We start from the raw sequence: 21,093 nt of genomic DNA on the forward strand, positions 1-21,093 counted from the left end.
ACGCAGGGAATGGTGTTCCCTTTTCAAGTCCTCCAACGACGCATGGCGAGATTTCTCGCGCAACCCGAAGGGCCGGGCTCGTTTTGCCGCGATACTGCGTTTCTCGCCGGCTCATTTGGCCAGCCAAACTTCGCGGCTCGTGCCTTGCCTCGCGGCAAAACGGGCGCCGGCGCGGCCGTGCGTGAAACGGCAACAGACCCTAACAGCTATCACTGCTTGCTGGCAGCAACCTGAGCAGCAACTTCGGCAGCGAAGTCGGTCTCGGCCTTCTCGATGCCCTCGCCCACTTCGTAACGAACGAAGGAAACGACTTCGGCACCGGCTTTCTTCACCAGGTCGCCGACCTTGACTTCAGGATCCATGATGAAGGCTTGCTCGACCAGGCTGGCTTCAGCCAGGAACTTGGCGATACGGCCCTTGACCATGTTCTCGACGATGTTTTCAGGCTTGCCGGCGATCTTCTCGGCGTTCAGCTGCAGGAAGATTTCCTTTTCCTTGGCAACCAGCTCCTCGGAAACCTGGTCGGCGGAAACAACGGCCGGGTTGGACGCAGCAACGTGCATGGCAACGTGCTTGGCCAGCTCGTCATTGCCGCCCTTCAGGACGACCAGAACACCGATGCGGTGGCCGTGCAGGTAGGCACCAACGGTGTCACCGGAAACAGCGGTCAGACGACGAATGTTGACGTTCTCGCCGCACTTGGCAACCAGGGCTTCACGAGCGGATTCGCGCGAGGCGATCAGCGGAGCGGCTTCGGTCAGGTTCTTCTCGAAGGCTTCATCCAGGCTTTCCTTGACGAAGGCCTTGAAGTCGTCCTGCAGAGCCAGGAAGTCGGTCTGCGAGTTGACTTCGATGATCAGGCCGCGGTTGCCTTCGACGCGAACGGCGATGGAACCTTCGGCAGCGATGTTGCCAGCCTTCTTGGCAGCCTTGATGGCACCCGAAGCGCGCATGTCATCGATCGCTTTCTCGATATCGCCACCAGCGGCAACCAGGGCCTTCTTGCACTCCATCATGCCTTGGCCGGTACGCTCGCGCAGTTCCTTGACCAGTGCTGCAGTAATCTCTGCCATCTTGAAAATCCTCTTGGTAGGTCTTCAACCATCACCCGCAAGGCGGGCGATCAAATCTTTGAGTGACAAAAAGGGGGCCTAGCCCCCTTTTTGCGCAGCGCATAACACTAGATGCTCTGCGTTACCGCTTAGCCTTCGGCAGCTTCTGCAGCCGGAGCTTCTTCGACGAACTCTTCGGTAGCGCCGCCGGTGTTGCTGCGACCACGGATCACGGCGTCGGCCATGGCACCCATGTACAGCTGGATGGCGCGAATGGCGTCGTCGTTACCCGGGATGATGTAGTCAACGCCTTCCGGGCTGCTGTTGGTATCGACAACGCCGATGACCGGGATGCCCAGCTTGTTGGCTTCGGTGATCGCGATGCGCTCGTGATCGACGTCGATGACGAACAGAGCGTCCGGCAGACCGCCCATGTCCTTGATACCGCCCAGGCTGCGATCCAGTTTTTCCAGATCACGGGTGCGCATCAGGGCTTCTTTCTTGGTCAGCTTGCTGAAGGTACCGTCCTGGGACTGTACTTCCAGATCGCGCAGACGCTTGATCGAGGCACGGATGGTCTTGTAGTTGGTGAGCATGCCGCCCAACCAGCGGTGATCGACGAACGGCGAGTTGCAACGAGCCGCTTCTTCGCGAACGATCTTGCCAGCGGAACGCTTGGTGCCGACGAACAGGATCTTGTTCTTGCCAGCAGCCAGCTTTTCAACGAACGACAGCGCGTCGTTGAACATCGGCAGGGTCTTTTCGAGGTTGATGATGTGAATCTTGTTGCGCGCGCCGAAAATGTACTTGCCCATTTTCGGGTTCCAGTAACGGGTCTGGTGGCCGAAGTGCACACCGGCCTTCAGCATATCGCGCATATTGACTTGGGACATGATAGTTCCTTGATAAGTCGGGTTAGGCCTCCACGCATCCCAATTTCCAACCCTTGCGGGCACCCAGGAAATCGTGTCGATACGTGTGTGGGGTTAGGCTTTCGGGGTCTACCCCGCAAAGCGGCGCGTTTTATACCATGAAAACCGGATTTGGGCTACATGCACATTCGGTATCGATGATCGGCCCCGCCAGGCGCGGGCGCTTCAAGGTTGCCGGCGCAAACTGTTAACATGCTGCCCTTTACAGAGCTACCGAGATCACCATGACCGTCACCCTCAAGACGCCCGACGAAATCGAGAAAATGCGCATCGCCGGTCGCCTGGCCGCCGACGTGCTGGAGATGATCGCCGAGCATGTCAAACCCGGCGTCACCACGGACGAACTCAATACCATCTGCCACAATTATATCGTCGACGTGCAGAAGGCCATCCCCGCCCCGCTCAACTATGGCGCAGCACCGGGTCGTCCGGGTTTTCCGAAATCCATCTGCACCTCGCTCAACCATGTGGTGTGCCACGGCATCCCCAACGACAAGCCGCTCAAGGAAGGTGATGTGATGAACATCGACATCACCGTGATCAAGGACGGCTACTACGGCGACACCAGCCGCATGTTCCACGTCGGCAAGGTGCCGGAGTGGGCCGAGCGCCTGTCGCGCGTCACCCAGGAATGCCTCTATAAAGGCATCGAAGCGGTGCGCCCTGGCGCGCGCCTCGGCGACATCGGCGAAGTGATCCAGAAGCACGCCGAGAAGAACGGTTTCTCGGTGGTTCGCGAGTTCTGTGGCCACGGCATCGGTTCTGTGTTCCACGAAGACCCGCAAGTACTGCACTACGGCCGCGCGGGCACCGGCATGGAGCTCAAGGAAGGCATGACCTTCACCATCGAGCCGATGATCAACCAGGGCCGCCCGGAAACCCGTGTACTGGGCGACGGCTGGACCGCGATCACCAAGGATCGCAAGCTGTCCGCCCAATGGGAGCACACCCTGTTGGTCACCGCCGACGGCTACGAGATCTTCACCCTGCGCAGCGACGACACCATCGCCCGCACCTCAGCCTGATACGAGCCCCCACCTATAGATGAAGGAAGGCCGCCGCATGTCGCTGCTAGACGCCGAATTGTTCGATCGCGGCCAGTTCCAGGCGGAACTGGCCCTCAAGTCCAGCCCCATCGGCGCCTTCAAGAAAGCCATCCGCCGCGCCCACGAGGTGCTCGATGCGCGCTTTCGCGACAACCGTGACGTGCGCCGCCTGGTCGAGGATCGCGCGCGCTTCACCGACCAGATCCTGCTCGAAGCCTGGAACCGGTTCACCTGGAGCAGCGAAGCGGAAATCGCCCTGCTGGCAGTGGGCGGCTATGGCCGTGGCGAACTGCACCCCTATTCCGATATCGACCTCCTGATCCTGCTCGGCGGTGACGATCAGGAAACCTTCCGCGAGCCCATCGAAGGCTTTCTCACCCTGCTCTGGGACATCGGCCTGGAGGTCGGCCAGAGCGTGCGTTCGGTGGCCGAGTGCGGCATCGAGGCCCGCGCCGACCTGACCGTCATCACCAACCTGATGGAAAGCCGCACCATCGCCGGCCCCGAACACCTGCGCGAGCGCATGCAGGAAGCGACCTCTACCGCCCACATGTGGCCGAGCAAGGCGTTCTACCTGGCCAAGCGCGAGGAACAGAAGGCCCGCCATGCCAAGTACAACGACACAGAGTACAACCTGGAGCCCAACGTGAAGGGCTCGCCGGGCGGTTTGCGCGATATCCAGACCATCCTGTGGGTGGCGCGGCGGCACTTCGGCACCCTCAACCTGCACGCCATGGTCGGCCAGGGCTTTCTGCTGGAAAGCGAATACGCCCTGCTCGCCTCCTCCCAGGAGTTTCTCTGGAAGGTGCGCTATGCCCTGCACATGCTCGCCGGGCGTGCCGAGGACCGGCTGCTGTTCGATCACCAGAGCAAGGTCGCCGAACTGCTGGGCTACAACGAAAGTGACACCAAGCGCACCATCGAGCGCTTCATGCAGAAGTACTACCGCGTGGTGATGGCCATTGCCGAGCTGAGCGACCTGATCAACCAGCACTTCGAGGAAGAAATCCTCCGCGCTGGCGACAGCACCCCGGCCAAGCCGCTGAACAGCCGCTTCCAGGTGCGCGACGGCTACATCGAAGCGACCCACGCCAACGTCTTCAAGCGCACGCCGTTCGCCATCATCGAGATCTTCGTGCTGATGGCCCAGCATCCGGAGCTCAATGGCGTGTGCGCCGATACCATCCGCCTGCTACGCGACCATCGTTACCTGATCGACGACGAGTTCCGCCGCGATATCCGCAACACCAGCCTGTTCATCGAGTTGTTCAAGTGCGAGCAGGGCATCCACCGCAACCTGCGGCGCATGAACCGCTACGGCATCCTGGGGCGCTACCTGCCCGAATTCGGCCATATCGTCGGGCAGATGCAGCACGACCTGTTCCACATCTATACGGTCGACGCCCACACCCTCAACCTGATCAAGCACCTGCGCAAGTTCAAGTGGCCGGAGCTGGCGGAGAAGTTTCCGCTGGCCAGCAAGCTCATCGACAAGTTGCCCAAACCCGAGCTGATCTACCTGGCCGGGCTTTATCATGACATCGGCAAGGGCCGCGGCGGTGACCATTCGGAGCTCGGCGCCCTGGACGCCGAAGCCTTTGGCCAGCGCCATCACCTGCCCGCCTGGGACACCGGACTGATCGTCTGGTTGGTGCAGAATCACCTGGCAATGTCGACCACCGCCCAGCGCAAGGACCTGTCCGACCCGCAGGTGATCAACGACTTCGCCGCCTTCGTGGGCGACCAGACGCATCTGGATTACCTCTACGTGCTCACCGTGGCGGACATCAACGCCACCAACCCGACACTGTGGAACTCCTGGCGCGCCAGCCTGATGCGCCAGCTTTACACCGAAACCAAGCGCGCCCTGCGCCGTGGCCTGGAGAACCCGGTGGAACGCGAGGAACAGATCCGCCTGACCCAAAGCGCCGCGCTCGACACCCTGGTCAATGGTGGCACTGACCCGGATGACGTCGAGCAGCTGTGGTCGCAGCTGGGTGATGACTACTTCCTGCGCCACACCGCCAGCGACGTGGCCTGGCACACCGACGCGATCCTCCAGCACCCGGACGATGGCGGGCCACTGGTACTCATCAAGGAAACCACCCAGCGCGAGTTCGAAGGCGGCACGCAGATCTTCATCTACGCACCGGATCAGCACGATTTCTTCGCGGTAACGGTGGCGGCCATGGCGCAGCTGAACCTGAACATCCACGACGCGCGGATTCTCACGTCAACCAGCCAGTTCACCCTCGACACCTACATCGTGCTCGAGGCCGAAGGCGGCTCGATCGGTGACAATCCCAAGCGCATCCAGCAAATCCGCCAGAGCCTGGTCGATACCCTGATGCACCCGGACGAGTATCCGAACATCATCCAGCGCCGTGTCCCGCGCCAGCTCAAGCACTTCGCCTTCGCGCCTCAGGTGACCATTCACAACGATGCCCAGCGGCCGGTCACCGTGGTGGAACTGACCGCGCCGGATCGCCCAGGCCTGCTGGCCAAGATCGGGCGCATCTTCCTGGACTTCGACCTGTCGGTGCAAAACGCCAAGATCGCCACCCTGGGCGAGCGCGTGGAAGACGTGTTCTTCGTCACCGACGCCAACAACCAGCCGCTGTCCGACCCCGAGCTGTGCGCGCGCCTTCAACAGACCATCATCACCAAGCTATCAGCGACCAGCAGCACCAGTCCGTTACAGATCAGCATCTGACGACAGGAGCGGCGCCCGCCGCACACTTCAGTGTGGGAGCGTCGCCCTCGGCGCGAATGGATACCAGGTCATTGAGCAGGAGCAGCGACATGGCCGCCATTCGCCGCGGGGGCGCTGCTCCTACACGAGGGCATTTGCACCGAGCGCGGCGCGAGCCCGGTGGTCACCAGATCAGATCCGGAAGCTGTCCACCAGTTGCTTGAGCCGCCCGACCTGCTGATCCAGCTCGGTACAGGCACTCAGGCTGGCCTGCAGGTTGCGTACTCCATCCTGGTTCAGCGTGTTGATCTCGGTGATGTCCATGTTCAGGCTTTCGATCACCGAGGTCTGCTCTTCGGTGGCGGTGGCCACGGACTGGTTCATGCCATCGATCTCGCCGATTCGGCGGGTCACACCACGCAGGTTCTCACCGGCCTGGCCGCCGATGCGCACGCTGTCGTCGCTGAAGCGGCGGCTCTCGCCCATGGTCGCCACGGCGTCGCGGGCGCCGGCCTGCAACTGCTCGATCATCTGCTGGATTTCCTGTGCCGAGCTTTGCGTACGCTGGGCCAGGTTGCGCACTTCGTCGGCCACCACGGCGAAACCGCGGCCCGCCTCGCCGGCGCGCGCCGCTTCGATGGCCGCGTTGAGCGCCAGCAGGTTGGTCTGCTCGGAAATGCCTTTGATGACATCGAGGATCTGGCCAATGTCGTTGCTCTTCTCGCTCAGCAGTTCGATATGGCTGCCCGATGCCTGGATCTTGTCCGACAGGTCGCCCATCGAACCCAGGGTGCGCTCGACCATGCCCTGACCTTCTTCGGCATCGCGACGCGCCTCGCTGGCCTGCACCGACGCATCGGCGGCGTTGCGGGCGATTTCCTGGGCAGCGGCGCCAAGCTCGTTGATCGCCGCAGCGACGCTGTCGGTGCGCGCGGCCTGCTCGCTGGAGTTGCCCATGGACGCGTTGGATGCCTGCACCACGGTGCTGACCCGGGCATGCACCTCGCGGGTGGCCGACGCTACCTCGCGGATCGACTCGTGGATGCGTTCGACGAAACGGTTGAAGGCCCCGGCCAGTTCGCCGAATTCGTCGCCCGAGTCGATCTTCAAGCGCTGGGTCAGATCGCCCTCGCCCTCGGCGATGCCGCTCATGGCATGGCTCATCACGTGCAGCGGGCGCAGCAGGATGCGGATCAGGGCACCGAGCAGCAGCAGGATGGCGATCACCCCGATGACCGTGGAGGTCAGCGCCGAGATGCGGAACTCATGCAGCGCCGCGAACGCCTTGCCCTCGTCGACCGACAGGCCGACGTACCAGCGCACGCCTGCCAGGCCCTGCACCGGCAGGAAGGTGACGATGCGCGCACTGCCGTCGGCAGCCGAAACGTCCTGCAGGCCGGGCTCCAGGCGCGGCGCACCGCTCGGGAACAGGTCGGCGAGTTTCTTCAGCACCAGGCTCTTGTCCGGGTGAACGAACACCGTGCCCTTGTCGTCGACGAGGAAGGCATACCCCATGCCGCCCAGGTCGAAGGAGTTGAGGATGTCGTCGATGGTCTGCAGCTTGAGGTCACCGCCGACCACGCCTTGCAGCGTGCCGCCGACGCTGACCGGACGGGTGATGGTGATCAGCAGGCCGTCACGCGGGTCGGCTGCCAGGTAGGGCTCGGTCAGGCCCGGGCCACTGCTGCCCGCGGCACTTTTGTACCAGGGGCGCTGACGCGGATCGTAGCCGGCCGGCAGCTCGCTGGGCGGAAACTGGGTGTAGGTGCCGTCGTTCTGGCCGTAGTAGGCATACAGAAAAGCCGAGGCGACGCTGCGGTGCTGCAGGTTTCTGGCCAGCGGCGCTGGCGAGCTGTCGTCCTGCACCGACTCGGCCAGATTGTCGAGCAACTGCATGCGCCCGGAGAGCCAGTGCTGGATGTTGCCGGTGGAAACCTGGCCAACATCGTTGAGGTAGTTGGCCAGGTTGTCGCGAATCGACGTGCGCTGCAGGTAGTCGTTGTACAGCGCGAAGGATGCGAAGGCCGCAATGACCACCAGGGAAGCAGCCAGCATGATCTTGTGGCTGAATTTGAGGGTGCGCATGAAGGAGCTCTCGCTGAAAGGGATGCCGGGAGGGATTACCCACAGGCTATCGACCCGAAGCGGTGCGTCTTTAGCGTGTCTGATGAAAAATCTGACCACCGCGTCAGCCAAAATAATGGCGACGGGAAAGCGCGCTCTTGAGCGCCGCACGCGCGTTTTCGCTGACCAATTCCGCCCGGATCGATAGCTGCCAATCCATTGCCTGCTAACAGGCGACTCGCCGCGTGTTTACGACTCCATCGGCCGGTAAACGCCTGTCGCACCGATAAGCAATTTTCCTCGGCCGGCCCACGTGCTAGTGTCGACAACTTTGTCGTCGCCTCACAAAGGACCCGTCGGATCATCATGAACCACGCCCTCGCCCAGCTGCAGCCCTACCCCTTCGAGAAACTGCGTGCCCTGCTCGCCGGCGTCGCCCCCGCTGCGGATCGCTCGCCCATCGCCCTGTCGATCGGCGAACCCAAGCACCGTTCGCCGGCTTTCGTCGCCCAGGCCCTGACCGACAACCTCGACCAGATGGCGGTCTACCCGACCACCCTGGGTATTGCGGCGTTGCGCGAAGCCATCGCCGCCTGGTGCGAGCGACGCTTCAAGGTACCGGCCGGCTGGCTGGACGCCGCCCGCCACGTGCTGCCGGTCAACGGCACTCGCGAAGCGCTGTTCGCCTTTACCCAGACCGTAGCGCAGCGCGATGTGGACAGACTGGTGGTCAGCCCCAATCCGTTCTACCAGATATACGAAGGCGCAGCGCTGCTCGCCGGCACCCAGCCCCATTACCTGCCGTGCCTGCAGGAACATGGCTTCAACCCGGACTTCGACGCCGTGGCGCCCGACGTCTGGCAACGCTGCCAGATTCTCTTCCTGTGCTCGCCGGGCAACCCGACCGGCGCCCTGATCCCGCTGGAGACCCTGAAGAAGCTGATCGCCCTGGCCGACCAGTACGACTTCGTGATTGCCGCCGACGAGTGCTACAGCGAGCTGTATTTCGATGAGCAAAATCCACCTGCCGGCCTGCTGACCGCCTGCGCAGAGCTGGGCCGCAGTGATTTCAAGCGTTGCGTGGTGTTCCACAGCCTGTCCAAGCGCTCCAACCTGCCGGGCCTGCGCTCGGGGTTCGTGGCCGGTGATGCGGAGATTCTCAAGGCCTTCCTGCTGTACCGCACCTACCATGGCTGCGCCATGCCGGTGCAAACCCAGCTGGCCAGCATCGCAGCCTGGCAGGACGAAGAGCACGTGCGCGCCAACCGCGACCTGTACCGCGAAAAATTCGATGCCGTGCTGGCGATCCTCGAAGGCGTGATGGACGTGCAGCGCCCTGACGGGGGCTTCTACCTGTGGGCCAGGACACCAGGCGATGATGCCGAATTCACCCGCGCGCTGTTCGCCAAGGAACACGTCACCGTGGTGCCGGGCTCGTACCTGTCTCGCGACGTGGATGGCTTCAACCCGGGCGCCGGGCGCGTGCGCATGGCGCTGGTCGCACCACTGGCGGAATGCGTGGAGGCGGCGCAGCGCATTCGCCGCTTCATCGAAAACACCTGATACGTGGGGTGCTGAGGGCAAGCGAAGGCCCTCAGCGCCACGCCGTCAACCTGCCGTACGGGTAACGGTCAGCACCACCGCCGCAATGCGCTCGACCTGCTCGTAGCCGGGCTTGAGCAATTCCTCGCCGAACACGTCCGGATCCACTTCTTCGTAACGCCAGGCCAGCGACGCATCGCCCAGGGTGCGCTCGATATAAGCCAGAAATGGGTCGCCTGCCGCGGTCATCGCCACGCCGGTGTACAGCAACAGGCTGCCACCTGGTGCCAAGCGGCCAATCGATGCTTCGACGATCGCCTTGGAAAGCCCGGCGCCCAATTCACCACCGCCATCGCGATAGGCACGGCTGTCGGCATCGAGCATGTAGGGCGGATTGGCGACGATCAGGTCGAACTGGCCGTCGACGTTTTTCAACAGATCGCTGTATTGCGCCTCGACGTTGTCCACCCCGGCCAGCGCTGTATTGATTCGGGTGAATTCCAGCGCCCGCGGGTTGATGTCCACCGCCAGCACCTCGGCGGCGGGCCTCGCCTGGGCGATGCACAGGGCGCCCGGCCCTGCGCCGCAGCAGATATCCACGGCCCGCGATACGGTCGCAGTCGAGGGCGTGGCGAGAAAGGCGTCGATGGCGCGCACGAAGCGATACGTATCCGGCCCGAAGAACACGGCGTCGGCCTGTACGGTCGGGTAACCCGAATGCACGAACAGATTGTCACCGAGGCTTGACCAACGTACTGCGCTGGACAGCTGATGGCCCTGCGACTGCAAGACGCCGCCCACGCGCATCAGCTCGAGCAACTCGCCACCCACCACCTGTGCCTCGAACGGCCTGCTCCATCCGAACACACCTGCCAGATCCTGCGCCTGCCGGTTTTCGGCACGGGCGTTGACCCGCTCGTGGGTCAACGGCGTACCGGTGGTGAATCGATAGCCCTGTTGCCCGAGGGCCTGACCAAGGCTCAAAAGTGCCTGCCGTTGTGCGGTGTTCTGCTCGCTATGCATCGATGCCCCGGACATGGTTATTGGAGATAAGCGTTGAACAGCCGTGTGGCCAGCAAGCCTGCCGGCGTGAAGTGGCTGGCGGGCGACATCAGCCCGATCAGCTTGCTGGCCTGCTGCTGAGGCGGCAGAGCACGAAGTGCGGCGTGCAGCGCCTGCGCTTCATCATCCAGGCCCCCGGCCTGCTCGGTGCTGGCCGCTGCCGGGCGGCGACGCGGCCGACCACGACCCCGTGCGGGTGCCCAGCTATCAGCGATCCAGTCGTGCAGCAATTGCTGTTCGTAGCTGCTGAACACCCCGAACATGGCCGCGCGATCGCCCTGCACCAACTGCCAGAAACGACTGTTCTGGGGGTCTTCATCACGGCGAATCCAGCCACGCTTCTGAAGTGCCTCGAGAAAGGCGCGCACCTGGCCGGGCTCGCTGAGCCATTCGTTGACGGTACGCCCCTCGATTCGGCAGTAATCGGAGTGCACCTGGGTAGCCACTTCACGCTTGCGCTCGAGCATGGCGCAGACTTCGTCCTCGAGATCGAAAGCGGCGATCACTGCCGTAGAGCCGATGCCCAGCTCGTTGAGCTGATAGCCGCGGATCACGCGGCGGTAGAAGTCCTCGCGATCGCCGACCAGCGGCAGATTTTCCAGCACGGCCTGCACGGCTTTCTGGGCATGGCCGGTGCTGGCGTTGTCGATGGTCACGTGCAGCTGGAAATAATAGGGGTCGATATCCAGCTCGGTCAGCTCATAGCTAGTGATCAGCAGATGCAGTGGCAACTGCTCGTAGCCCAGGTTGTAGCCGATCACTTCAGGCAGGTAATCATCGGCCAGATGACCGAGCGCCAGTTGCTGGGCGCCCTGCAGAAAATGCCCGTCTTCCAGTTCGGCCAACTCGTCGCAACCGTGCTGGGCCAGTAGCTGCTTGTACAGCACAACATGATTCATGACGGGAACGCCGTCGCCCAGTTCTTCGAGATAAGTGCGCAGCAACGGCCGCAAGCGCTGCTCCTGCCAATGCCGCAACAGCCCGTATAGCCAGGCGCCGTCGACCAGTTTGGTGGGCGCGACATGGCGTAGAAAATACAGGGCATGGGCTCGATTGCGGAAATAGCGCCGCGGCGCGCCCTGGCGTCGCGCCTGCAAATATTGCCCATAGGCCTCGGTGGTGCGCTGGGCGGCGGTACGCATCCAGTCGAGCAGCGCCTCGGGCTGGGTGGGAACGTCACAAGGCAGCTCCTGGGTCTTGGCCAGCTGGCCATCCAGAAAGCTGCGCGCCTCGCCTAACGCCCCCTCGTCCAGTTCGGGCTGCATCAGTCGCTCGTACAGCACGCGTGCCGGGCCGGCCTGGAGAAAATTGCAGCGCTGGCTGGGCGTGGTGAAAATCGGCATCAAAGTCGTCATGGTCGGGGCCTTGCGTGGGCAGTTCGGAGGCGCCGTGAAACGAGGTGGCGCTCAAACGATTCTTGGAATGGCCGGCGACGCGCCATGGCCTTATGGAATAGGGAGAATGGCGCGCGATAAAAGATTCAACCTGAAGGATCAGCGGCAGCTAGCCCATTGCCTCAGGCACGAAAAAGCCAGGCCGAGCAACGCTCGCCTGGCTTCATCATCAGGTTTTCTGGAGATTGGTAGCTATGAGCGGGTAATTGACCCTGTCAAACCGTGCGGCACAGCACCCAATCGTGCAGCAGCACGCGCAGTTCGTCGAATTTCACCGGTTTGGCCAGGTAATCGCTCATCCCGGCCGCCAGGCACCGCTCACGATCCCCTGACTGGCTGTGGGCAGTGATCGCCAGCACCGGTAACGCGGTACACGCCGGCAACTGACGTATGGCGCGGCAAGTGGCGAAGCCGTCCATCACCGGCATCTGGCAATCGAGCAGCACCGCGTCGATGGCCTCGCGCTGCAGGCACTCCAATGCCTCGTTGCCGTTATCCGCGGTGCGCACGCGGTAACCGAGCTTGAGCAGCATGCCGCGAATCACCAACTGGTTGATGGCGTTATCCTCGACCACCAGCACCGTGCACTGCTCGGGCGCACGCACCGCCGTGCCGGCGCTACGCCGCACGGTGGGTTCTTCGGCGAGCGTCTTTACAGGTAGTGCCAGCGAGAGATCGAGGCGGAAGATGCTGCCGCCCGCTCCGGCGCGATTGGGCTCGTAGGCGAGACTGCCGCCCAGTAGATCGACCAGTTGCCGGCAGATGCTCAGGCCGATGCCCAAGCCGCCGTATTCACGGGTCATCGAAGTGTCGAGCTGATGAAAACGCCGATACAGGTCGGTCTCGCGGACGTTCTCCAGACCGATGCCGGCATCGATCACCTCGAAGCTCAGCGGCAGGCTGTCCGCGACCTGAGCATTGCTGCGCACGCGCAGGCGAACCTTACCCACTGCGGTGAACTTGATGGCGTTATCGAGCAGGTAGCCCAGCGCCTGCGCCAACTTCTGCCCGTCGCCCTCGACGGTATCGGGCAGACGCTCGTCGAGGTCCAGCTTGAAGTCCAGCCCCTTGGCGCGGGCCCGGCCCTCGAAGTTCGCGCACAAGCCGTCGAGCAGCCCGCGCAGGCTGAAGGTTTCCCGCCGCGGATAGAGCCGGCCGGCCTGCAGTTCGGTGAGCGCCAGAATGTCGTTGACCATCTGCATCATGTCCCGCGCAGAACGGGTCGCGGTCTTCTGATATTGCTCGACCTCGGGGTCCAGACGCAGGGTCTGCATCAGTTCCAGCGAGCCGATCACGCCGTTCATCGGCGTGCGCAGCTCGTGGGTGACGGTGGCCAGGAAGTCATCCTTGAGGCGGTTGCTGTCGGCCAGTTCGTGGTTGAGCATCTCCAGCTTTGCGCTGGCGCTCTGCAGGATGCGCGCGCGCTCCTCTTTCATGCCGTTGATACGGTCGGCCAGGGCCAGGGACAGCAGCGCCACCTCGATGGCACTGCCGATCTGGCTGGCGTACATGGTCAGGAACACGTTGGGCAGGTAGCCGAGCACCATCAGCGTATTGACCACCCCGCCGAGCAGGAATGCCGCCCAGGCGATCAGGAAATATCGCGCCACCCGCATGCCGCGCCACCAGGCCAGTGCGCCGGCGATCGGCACCACCAGAGTGAACACCAGGGCCAGCACCGTGGCCAGGCGCAACGACAGGGCATAACTGACGCACAGCGCCAGCACCATCACCAGGGCACCCCAGAGCATCAGCAGCAACAGGCTGCGGTCGACCCACGGGCTGTGCTCGCGGGTGTGCAGGAAGCTGCGCGCGAACTGGCAGCCGAACAGCGCCGTGGCGCCGATCAGAAACGGCGTGGCGGTGTTGGCCCACCAGGGATTGTCCGGCCAGAAGAACTCGATGCCGGCCCCATTTACCGACACCTGATACAACCCGAACGAGGCGATGTAGAAGATGTAATAGAGGTAGCTGGTGTCCCGCACGCTGATGAAGATGAACAGGTTGTAGATCGCCATCACCAGCAACACGCCGTAGATGATGCCCAGCACATAGATACGCGCCGGCTGTTCTTCCAGGTAGGCGGCTGGCGACCACAGGCTCAGCGGCGCCTGGATCGAACCCTGGCTTTCCAGGCGCAGGTAGACGCGGCGCACCTGCTCGGGCTGGAACTCGAGGGCGAACAGGTAGTTGTTCTGGCGGATCTCGCGGCTGGAGAACGGCAATGCATCGCCGGTGCGATGAGTTAAGCGAAAGCGGCCATCGGCACCCTCTTCATAGAGTTCCAGATGATCCAGCGGCGGGTAGGCCAGTTCCAGCAGCCAGCTCTGCGGGTTGACGCTGGCCGCGCCGCGAGGCTGGTACCGAAGGTCGATGCGCAACCAGAATGCCGAACGCGAGTAGCCGGCATTCAACACTGCCTTGTCGTGCTGCCGGAAGCTACCCTGCAGGGCGCTGGAGGTCACGTCGTCGATGCTCTTGTCGCCGCGCACGTCCTCGAATACCGCGATGTGCTCGCCGAGCGGTAGGACGCGAGTGCGCTCGTCGAAGACCGCCGGCCCGGCCGCACTGGCCAGCAACGGGCAAAGCGCCAGAAGAAGGATCAGGAAAGAACGCATGCAGCCCCGCAGATGACCATGTTATGCGATATCGGAAGGCCCCACGCCTTCGAGATGACAACGCCGTTCACAGCTCGACATATGAATGCCGGCAACTCTAGGGTTCTGGCTTGCGCATCGCAAGGGCGATGACGACCAAACGTCAGGTCAGGGCGCCGGCAGGCTCAACAGCGCCTTGGTGATGGCCTCGGCCAGATACTGGATGGAAAACACCCCGCCGTGGGCCCAGGTATCGGGCATCGCCGCGAAACGGTCGGCACGCACGAACGGCATGGCCCGCCACTCGCGCGTCGCGAACAGCTGCGCCTGCCCGGCGAACGGCTCGATGTACAGCACCACGCCCTCCTCGATGCTCGCCAGGGCCTGCACCGGTAACAGCGCCTCACGCGGCTGCGGGTAGGCAGGCTGCAGATGCAGTTGCTGCAGGGCGTGGTCGATCATCGAGTCGCCGCCGTCGACGCGAACCGTGCTCGCCGATTTGAAACGGATCACCGCCACCTTGGGCAATCGACCGCGAAAGTGCTCGACCAGTTGGCGATGCAGCTCATCGACCTGCACCTGCATGGCCGCCAGTTCGCGCAGCGCGTGATCCTCACGGCCGAAGCGCTGGGCCAGCGCCAGGTAGTCGTCACGGGCGACCAGATAACTGTCGTGCTCCTGGGACGGGCTGCCATAGGCGGTGACGGGGGCGATGCGCGCCAACTTGTCGCGCATGCCTTCCAGCGGCTCGCCGATGACGATCAGGTCCGGCTTGAGTGCCGCCACCCGCTCGAGATCGGGCGCACGCTGCGGCCCTGCGCTGGGTACCTCAGCCGGCAACGGCGGGCGTGCCACCTGGGCGCGATACCGATCGGCATCGGCCACGGCGACCGGCGTGATGTCGAGTTTGAGCAGATGCTCGGTGGCCTCCCAGCTCAGCGCCACCACCCGCGGCTCGGCCTGGGCGAGGCCCGCCAGCAGGCAAAGCGACAATGAGACGCCACGCAACAGATTGTTCATGTCAGGCGCCTTCTTCCCTGTCGATACGTAAAAGTGCAGGCCTCGCGATCCGCGGGCAAGGCCATCCTACAAACACCCCTGGCGGGCCTCAAGACCATCGCGTGCCCGGTGCCCCGACCGCCGAACCGGCCTGGCCTCATCGCCGCCCATAAAATGATAAGCTCGCGCCCCATCCAAATGCCGCCTGCCATGTGCCGGTGCGAGCCCGATCAACCCGGTACCGCGGCCACCGCCGTACCCGTAAACCGGAACCCGCGACACAGATGATCGACTTTGGCCTCCCCGATTACCCCCGCAGCACCGCCCGCCTCGCTCCATCGCGCCCCGTGGTGCTGTGCCTGTCCGGTCACGACCCGAGCGGCGGCGCCGGCCTGCAGGCCGACATCGAAGCGCTGCTCGCCCAAGGCTGCCACGCAGCCCCGGCAGTCACCGCGCTGACCGTGCAGGACACCGTCGACGTCAGCGACTTCCGAGTGCTCGACCGCGACTGGGTACTGGCCCAGGCCCATGCGGTGATCGCCGACATGCCGGTGGCCGCGGTCAAGCTGGGTATGCTCGGCTCGGTGGAGATGGTCGACACCGTGCTCATGATCATGGCCAAGCTGCCCGGTATCCCACTGGTCTGCGATCCGGTGCTGCGCGCTGGCGGCGGCGGCGCCCTGGGCAAGGAGGATGTCGGCTACGCCATGCGCGAACGCCTGTTCGCCGCCTCCACCATCGCCACGCCGAATCTGCCCGAGGCGCGCATTCTCGCCGAGCTGCCCGATGGCAACGCTGACCAGTGCGCTGAAAAGCTGCTGCCCCATATCGAGCACTTGCTGATCACCGGCGGTCACGGCGACGAAAGCGAGGTCCATAACCGCCTGTACCTGCGCGACGGCAGCCGCCATGATTTCACCTGCCCACGCCTGCCCGGCAGCTACCATGGCTCGGGCTGCACCCTGGCCAGCACCCTGGCCGGCCGCCTGGCCCTCGGTCAGGATCTGATCGGCGCCGTGCAGACCGCCCTGGATTACACCTGGCGCACCCTGCGCGATGCCGAACAGCCAGGGCGCGGCCAGTTCGTGCCGCGCCGCCTGCCACTGGATCTCAACTGATGGCCACGCACGGCAAACTGCGCGGCCTCTACGCGATTACCGACAGCCAATTGCTCGCCGGCGGCAAGCTGCTGCCCTATGTAGAGGCCGCTTTGGCCGGTGGCGCACGACTGTTGCAATACCGCGACAAGTCCACCGACGAAGCACGCCGCCTGCGCGAAGCCGAGGCACTGCGTACGCTGTGCGAAAACCACGGCGCCGAACTGATCATCAATGACGACGCCGAACTGGCGGCGCGCCTTGGCGTCGGCCTGCACCTCGGCCAGCAGGACGGTTCGCTGGCAGCAGCCCGCGCCCTGCTCGGCCGCCAGGCGATCATTGGCGGCACCTGCCACGCCCAACTCGCCCTGGCCGAACAGGCGGCCGGCGAAGGCGCCAGCTACGTGGCCTTCGGCCGCTTCTTCAATTCACTGACCAAACCCGGCGCCCCAGCCGCCACGCTGGATCTGCTCGAGGCCGCCAAAGCCCGCGTGGCCCTGCCGATCGTCGCCATCGGCGGCGTCGACCTGCACAACGCCGCCCCGCTGATCGAACGTGGCGCCAGCATGATCGCCGTGATCCACGCCTTGTTCGCCGCCGATTCACCCGCCGAGGTCGAGCATCGCGCGCGTGCCTTCAGCGCCCTGTTCGAATCGAACTGACTGACCTTTTTTCAGGAGACCCCAATGTCCCGCTCCGAAACGCTATTCGCCAACGCCCAGAAACACATTCCCGGCGGTGTGAACTCGCCCGTGCGCGCCTTCAAGAGCGTGGGCGGCACGCCACTGTTCTTCAAGCACGCCGAAGGCGCCTACGTCACCGATGAAGACGACAAGCGCTACGTCGACTACGTCGGCTCCTGGGGCCCGATGATCCTCGGCCATAGCCACCCGGACGTGCTCGACGCCGTGCGCCGCCAGCTCGACCACGGCCTGTCCTACGGCGCGCCGACCGCCATGGAAACCGAGATGGCCGACCTGGTCTGCTCGATCGTGCCGTCCATGGAGATGGTGCGCATGGTCAGCTCGGGCACCGAAGCGACGATGAGCGCCATCCGCCTGGCCCGCGGCTACACCGGCCGCGACGCGATCATCAAGTTCGAAGGCTGCTACCACGGCCACTCCGACAGCCTGCTGGTCAAGGCCGGCTCCGGCCTGCTGACCCAGGGCGTACCCAGTTCGGCGGGTGTACCGGCGGATTTCGCCAAGCACACCCTGACCCTGCCGTTCAACGATATCGCCGCGGTCGAAAAGACCCTGAGCGAAGTCGGCCAGACCGTCGCCTGCATCATCGTCGAACCGGTGGCCGGCAACATGAACTGCGTGCCGCCAGCGCCGGGCTTCCTCGAAGGCCTGCGCGAGCAGTGCGACCAGCACGGCGTGGTGCTGATCTTCGACGAAGTGATGACCGGTTTCCGCGTCGCCCTCGGCGGCGCTCAGGCCCACTACGGCGTCACCCCGGACCTGTCGACCTTCGGCAAGATCGTCGGCGGCGGCATGCCGGTGGGTTGCTTCGGTGGCAAGCGCGCGATCATGGAGCGCATCGCGCCGCTCGGCCCGGTCTACCAGGCCGGTACGCTGTCGGGTAATCCGCTGGCCATGGCCGCTGGCCTGACCACCCTGAAACTGATCAGCCGCCCGGGCTTCCACGCCGAGCTCGCCGACTACACAAGTCGCCTGCTGCAGGGCCTGCAGGATCGCGCCGATGCCGCCGGCATCCCGTTCGTCACCACCCAGGCAGGCGGCATGTTCGGTCTGTACTTCAGCGGCGCCGACGATATCGTTACTTTCGATGACGTGATGGCCAGTGACGCCGAGCGCTTCAAGCGCTTCTTCCACCTGATGCTCGACGGTGGCGTGTACCTGGCACCGAGCGCCTTCGAGGCCGGTTTCACCTCCATCGCCCATGGCGAAGCCGAGCTGAAACTGACCCTGGACGCGGCCGAGCGCGCCTTCGCGGCCCTCAAGCAGGCGTGAGCGAAGTGGCGCCGTTCGGCGCCTGAGGTGAACGGCAGGTGGCCCGAATGGTTCTCTGGTAGGCCACCGCCGCGCATCGACGCACTCTATCGGGCACCGGTAGCGACTGCCCTTGCGCCAGCTTGGGGCAGAAAAGCCGGCAAACACTTTGTAAGAACGGTGTCGCTTATTTCATAATGTGATGCCGAGCCCAATTGGCTTCGTCATCCATCCACCTGTCAGCCTGTCGAGGTATCCGGATCTTCATGAAGCGCACCGGCCGCACCCTGTCCCTGGGCTGCCTGTTGCTCCTGCTGCCAACGCTCGGCGTGGCGGATGGAAACTCATTGCTGATCCCGGCGACCGGGAGCTGCTCGCTCAACGTCGCCGCCGAAGACCTGCCCGCCGCGCTGCAAGCCTGCCAACAGAGCGCCGAAGGTGGCGATGCGCAGGCTCAGTACGAGCTGGGTGAATTCTACTACGAAGGCCGCTCCGGCGAACGCGACCTGCCCCAGGCGCTGAGCTGGTTCGAACACGCCTCCCTGCAGGGCCATGCCCAGGCGCAATATCGCCTGGGCATGATGTTCTTTCGTGGCGAAGGCGTGGCAGCCAACAACGTGCAGGCCTACATCGTGCTGAAGATGGCCGCGGTCAACGGCTCGGACGAAGCGATGGACGGTGCTGACGAAGTGGCCATGCAGATGCCCCGCGCCGAGCAGGAAGTCGCCACCCAGGTGCTGGGGCAGATCTTCCGCAATTACCTGCAGGAGCTACAGGCTGCCGACAGCCTGTCGCCCTTCGCCCCACTCAAGTAATCAATCGATCAGCGGCGCTTTTCGCCTCTCACTTTTCCGGCAAGGGCGGCATCGGAAATGGCATGACGTTGCCGCCGCCCTTGGCCTCGCTGATCTTTGGCGTACCCAGGCGCTCGACCTCGTCGATCCGCACGATCGAATGCATCGGCACGAAGCTGCGCACTACCCCGTCGAACTGCGCCTTGAGCTTCTCTTCGCTGGGGTCGACCACCAGTTGCGAGCGCTCACCGAATACGAACTCCTCGATTTCCAGGAACCCCCACAGATCGCTCTGGAAGATCTGCTTGGCGTACATCTCGTACACCTGGCCCTGATTGAGAAAGATCACCTTGTAGATGGGGTCGCGCTTGGTCATGGGTAACGAACGGCTGGCTGTGCTATGAAAGGGCGCGAATCTTAGCACGCCGCTGCATCGCCTCGTCGCCCCTCCCGTCCTGCGCCTGTGGCCTCGAACGGCCAACCCACCTATAATCCGCGGTCATTTTTTCACCGCCGACGAATCGCCATGACCAAGAAGCTCTATATCGAAACCCACGGTTGCCAGATGAACGAGTACGACAGCTCGCGCATGGTCGACCTGCTGGGCGAGCATCAGGCCCTGGAAGTCACCGATCGGCCGGAAGACGCTGACGTCATCCTGCTCAATACCTGTTCGATCCGCGAAAAGGCCCAGGACAAGGTGTTCTCCCAGCTTGGCCGCTGGCGCGAGCTGAAGCTGGAGAACCCCGATCTGGTGATCGGCGTCGGCGGCTGCGTGGCCAGCCAGGAAGGCGCGGCGATCCGTGACCGTGCGCCCTACGTCGATGTGGTGTTCGGCCCGCAAACCCTGCACCGCTTGCCGGAGATGATCGACGCCGCACGGGTGACCAAGACCGCCCAGGTGGACATTTCCTTCCCAGAGATCGAGAAGTTCGATCGCCTGCCCGAGCCGCGCGTGGATGGCCCCAGCGCCTTCGTTTCGGTGATGGAAGGCTGCAGCAAGTACTGCACCTTCTGCGTGGTGCCCTACACCCGCGGTGAGGAAGTCAGTCGCCCGCTGGACGACGTGCTTGGCGAAATCATCCACCTGGCCGAGAACGGCGTGCGCGAAGTGACCCTGCTGGGCCAGAACGTCAACGGCTACCGCGGCGAAACCCGTGATGGCGGCATCGCCGACTTCGCCGAACTGCTGTATCTGGTGGCGGCCGTCGACGGCATCGACCGCATCCGCTACACCACCAGCCACCCGCTGGAATTCTCCGACGCGCTGATCAAGGCCCACGCCGAAATCCCCGAACTGGTGAAATTCCTGCACCTGCCGGTGCAGTCGGGCTCGGACCGCATCCTGGCGGCCATGAAGCGCAACCACACCGCGCTGGAATACAAGTCGCGCATCCGCAAGCTCAAGGCGGCGGTGCCGGACATCGTCATCAGCTCGGACTTCATCATCGGCTTCCCCGGCGAGACCGAAAAGGACTTCGAACAGACCATGAAGCTGGTGCAGGACGTCGGCTTCGACTTCTCCTACTCCTTCGTCTACAGCTCGCGCCCGGGCACGCCGGCAGCCGATCTGGTCGACGACACCCCGGAGGAGGTCAAGAAGCAGCGCCTGCAGATCCTGCAGAACCGCCTCAACCAGCAGGGCTTCGAGAACAGCCGGCGCATGGTCGGCAGCGTGCAGCGCATCCTGGTCAGCGACTTCTCGAAAAAGGACCCGGGCAAGCTGCAGGGCAAGACCGAGAACAACCGCTTCGTCAACTTCCCGTGCGACAACCCGCGCCTGATCGGCCAGTTCGTCGACGTGCATATCGACGAGGCGCTTCCGCACTCCTTACGCGGCACACTCATCGAACGTCATTGAACAATC

16 protein-coding genes and 1 pseudogene are annotated in these 21,093 nt (G+C 63.9%); 8 read left to right on the plus strand and 9 right to left on the minus strand.

The window, feature by feature from the left end; all coding sequences use genetic code 11:
• Window positions 1-209: 209 nt before the first annotated feature.
• Together tsf and rpsB are read right to left on the minus strand one after the other, a co-directional pair.
• Window positions 210-1,073, minus strand: a complete 864-nt coding sequence (gene tsf / locus BVH06_RS13910; RefSeq protein WP_070884114.1) for a translation elongation factor Ts — start codon at window positions 1,071-1,073, stop codon at window positions 210-212.
• A 128-nt stretch (window positions 1,074-1,201) separates the two neighbouring features.
• Window positions 1,202-1,945, minus strand: a complete 744-nt coding sequence (gene rpsB / locus BVH06_RS13915; protein WP_075929927.1) for a 30S ribosomal protein S2 — start codon at window positions 1,943-1,945, stop codon at window positions 1,202-1,204.
• A gap of 263 nt (window positions 1,946-2,208) precedes the next feature.
• Between rpsB and map the strand changes: the two genes are divergently transcribed.
• Together map and BVH06_RS13925 are read left to right on the plus strand one after the other, a co-directional pair.
• A complete protein-coding gene (map, locus tag BVH06_RS13920) occupies window positions 2,209-3,009 on the plus strand; it encodes a type I methionyl aminopeptidase (RefSeq protein WP_075934426.1) in 801 nt (266 codons plus the stop codon).
• A 37-nt stretch (window positions 3,010-3,046) separates the two neighbouring features.
• A complete protein-coding gene (locus tag BVH06_RS13925) occupies window positions 3,047-5,743 on the plus strand; it encodes a [protein-PII] uridylyltransferase (protein WP_075934427.1) in 2,697 nt (898 codons plus the stop codon).
• 171 nt (window positions 5,744-5,914) lie between these two features.
• Here BVH06_RS13925 and BVH06_RS26325 read toward each other — a convergent pair whose 3' ends face one another.
• Both BVH06_RS26325 and BVH06_RS26330 read right to left on the minus strand, forming a co-directional pair.
• A complete protein-coding gene (locus BVH06_RS26325; protein ID WP_371915295.1) occupies window positions 5,915-6,679 on the minus strand; it encodes a methyl-accepting chemotaxis protein in 765 nt (254 codons plus the stop codon).
• 90 nt (window positions 6,680-6,769) lie between these two features.
• Window positions 6,770-7,807: pseudogene (locus tag BVH06_RS26330) on the minus strand (cache domain-containing protein); the annotation flags it as partial.
• A gap of 345 nt (window positions 7,808-8,152) precedes the next feature.
• Here BVH06_RS26330 and dapC point away from each other — a divergent pair.
• Window positions 8,153-9,349, plus strand: a complete 1,197-nt coding sequence (gene dapC / locus BVH06_RS13935; protein WP_075934428.1) for a succinyldiaminopimelate transaminase — start codon at window positions 8,153-8,155, stop codon at window positions 9,347-9,349.
• Window positions 9,350-9,394: 45 nt separating this feature from the next.
• On the opposite strand, the gene BVH06_RS13940 is transcribed toward dapC, so the two are convergent.
• The 4 genes from BVH06_RS13940 to BVH06_RS13955 form a co-directional block, all read right to left on the minus strand.
• Window positions 9,395-10,351 (minus strand): class I SAM-dependent methyltransferase, encoded by a 957-nt coding sequence (locus tag BVH06_RS13940; protein ID WP_075934429.1) that lies wholly within the window; start codon window positions 10,349-10,351, stop codon window positions 9,395-9,397.
• 17 nt (window positions 10,352-10,368) lie between these two features.
• The gene (locus BVH06_RS13945; RefSeq protein WP_075934430.1) at window positions 10,369-11,745 is read right to left on the minus strand and encodes an iron-containing redox enzyme family protein; all 1,377 of its coding nucleotides are present in this window, start codon (window positions 11,743-11,745) and stop codon (window positions 10,369-10,371) included.
• A 254-nt stretch (window positions 11,746-11,999) separates the two neighbouring features.
• Window positions 12,000-14,402, minus strand: coding sequence for a hybrid sensor histidine kinase/response regulator (locus BVH06_RS13950; RefSeq protein ID WP_075934431.1), 2,403 nt, complete (start codon window positions 14,400-14,402; stop codon window positions 12,000-12,002).
• Window positions 14,403-14,549: 147 nt separating this feature from the next.
• A complete protein-coding gene (locus tag BVH06_RS13955; RefSeq protein ID WP_075934432.1) occupies window positions 14,550-15,401 on the minus strand; it encodes an ABC transporter substrate-binding protein in 852 nt (283 codons plus the stop codon).
• A gap of 263 nt (window positions 15,402-15,664) precedes the next feature.
• On the opposite strand from BVH06_RS13955, the gene BVH06_RS13960 reads away from it, so the two are divergent.
• From BVH06_RS13960 to BVH06_RS13975, 4 genes are all read left to right on the plus strand, one after another.
• A complete protein-coding gene (locus tag BVH06_RS13960) occupies window positions 15,665-16,498 on the plus strand; it encodes a bifunctional hydroxymethylpyrimidine kinase/phosphomethylpyrimidine kinase (protein WP_075929918.1) in 834 nt (277 codons plus the stop codon).
• The gene (gene thiE / locus BVH06_RS13965; protein WP_075929917.1) at window positions 16,498-17,139 is read left to right on the plus strand and encodes a thiamine phosphate synthase; all 642 of its coding nucleotides are present in this window, start codon (window positions 16,498-16,500) and stop codon (window positions 17,137-17,139) included. The genes BVH06_RS13960 and thiE overlap by 1 nt, the downstream gene beginning before the upstream one ends.
• Window positions 17,140-17,163: 24 nt before the next feature.
• The gene (gene hemL, locus BVH06_RS13970; RefSeq protein WP_075934433.1) at window positions 17,164-18,453 is read left to right on the plus strand and encodes a glutamate-1-semialdehyde 2,1-aminomutase; all 1,290 of its coding nucleotides are present in this window, start codon (window positions 17,164-17,166) and stop codon (window positions 18,451-18,453) included.
• A gap of 245 nt (window positions 18,454-18,698) precedes the next feature.
• Entirely contained in the window at window positions 18,699-19,247 is a 549-nt protein-coding gene (locus BVH06_RS13975) for a tetratricopeptide repeat protein (protein WP_075929915.1), read from the plus strand.
• Between the two features lie 28 nt (window positions 19,248-19,275).
• On the opposite strand, the gene BVH06_RS13980 is transcribed toward BVH06_RS13975, so the two are convergent.
• Window positions 19,276-19,602 carry a DUF1820 family protein gene (locus BVH06_RS13980; protein WP_070884132.1) on the minus strand — a complete coding sequence of 109 codons (327 nt, stop codon included), beginning with the start codon at window positions 19,600-19,602 and terminating at the stop codon, window positions 19,276-19,278.
• Between the two features lie 150 nt (window positions 19,603-19,752).
• On the opposite strand from BVH06_RS13980, the gene miaB reads away from it, so the two are divergent.
• Complete coding sequence (miaB, locus tag BVH06_RS13985; RefSeq protein ID WP_075934434.1) at window positions 19,753-21,087, plus strand: tRNA (N6-isopentenyl adenosine(37)-C2)-methylthiotransferase MiaB; 1,335 nt, start codon at window positions 19,753-19,755, stop codon at window positions 21,085-21,087.
• Window positions 21,088-21,093: the final 6 nt, after the last annotated feature.

This window comes from Pseudomonas sp. PA27(2017) (assembly GCF_001945445.1).
Taxonomy (GTDB): Bacteria; Pseudomonadota; Gammaproteobacteria; order Pseudomonadales; family Pseudomonadaceae; genus Aquipseudomonas.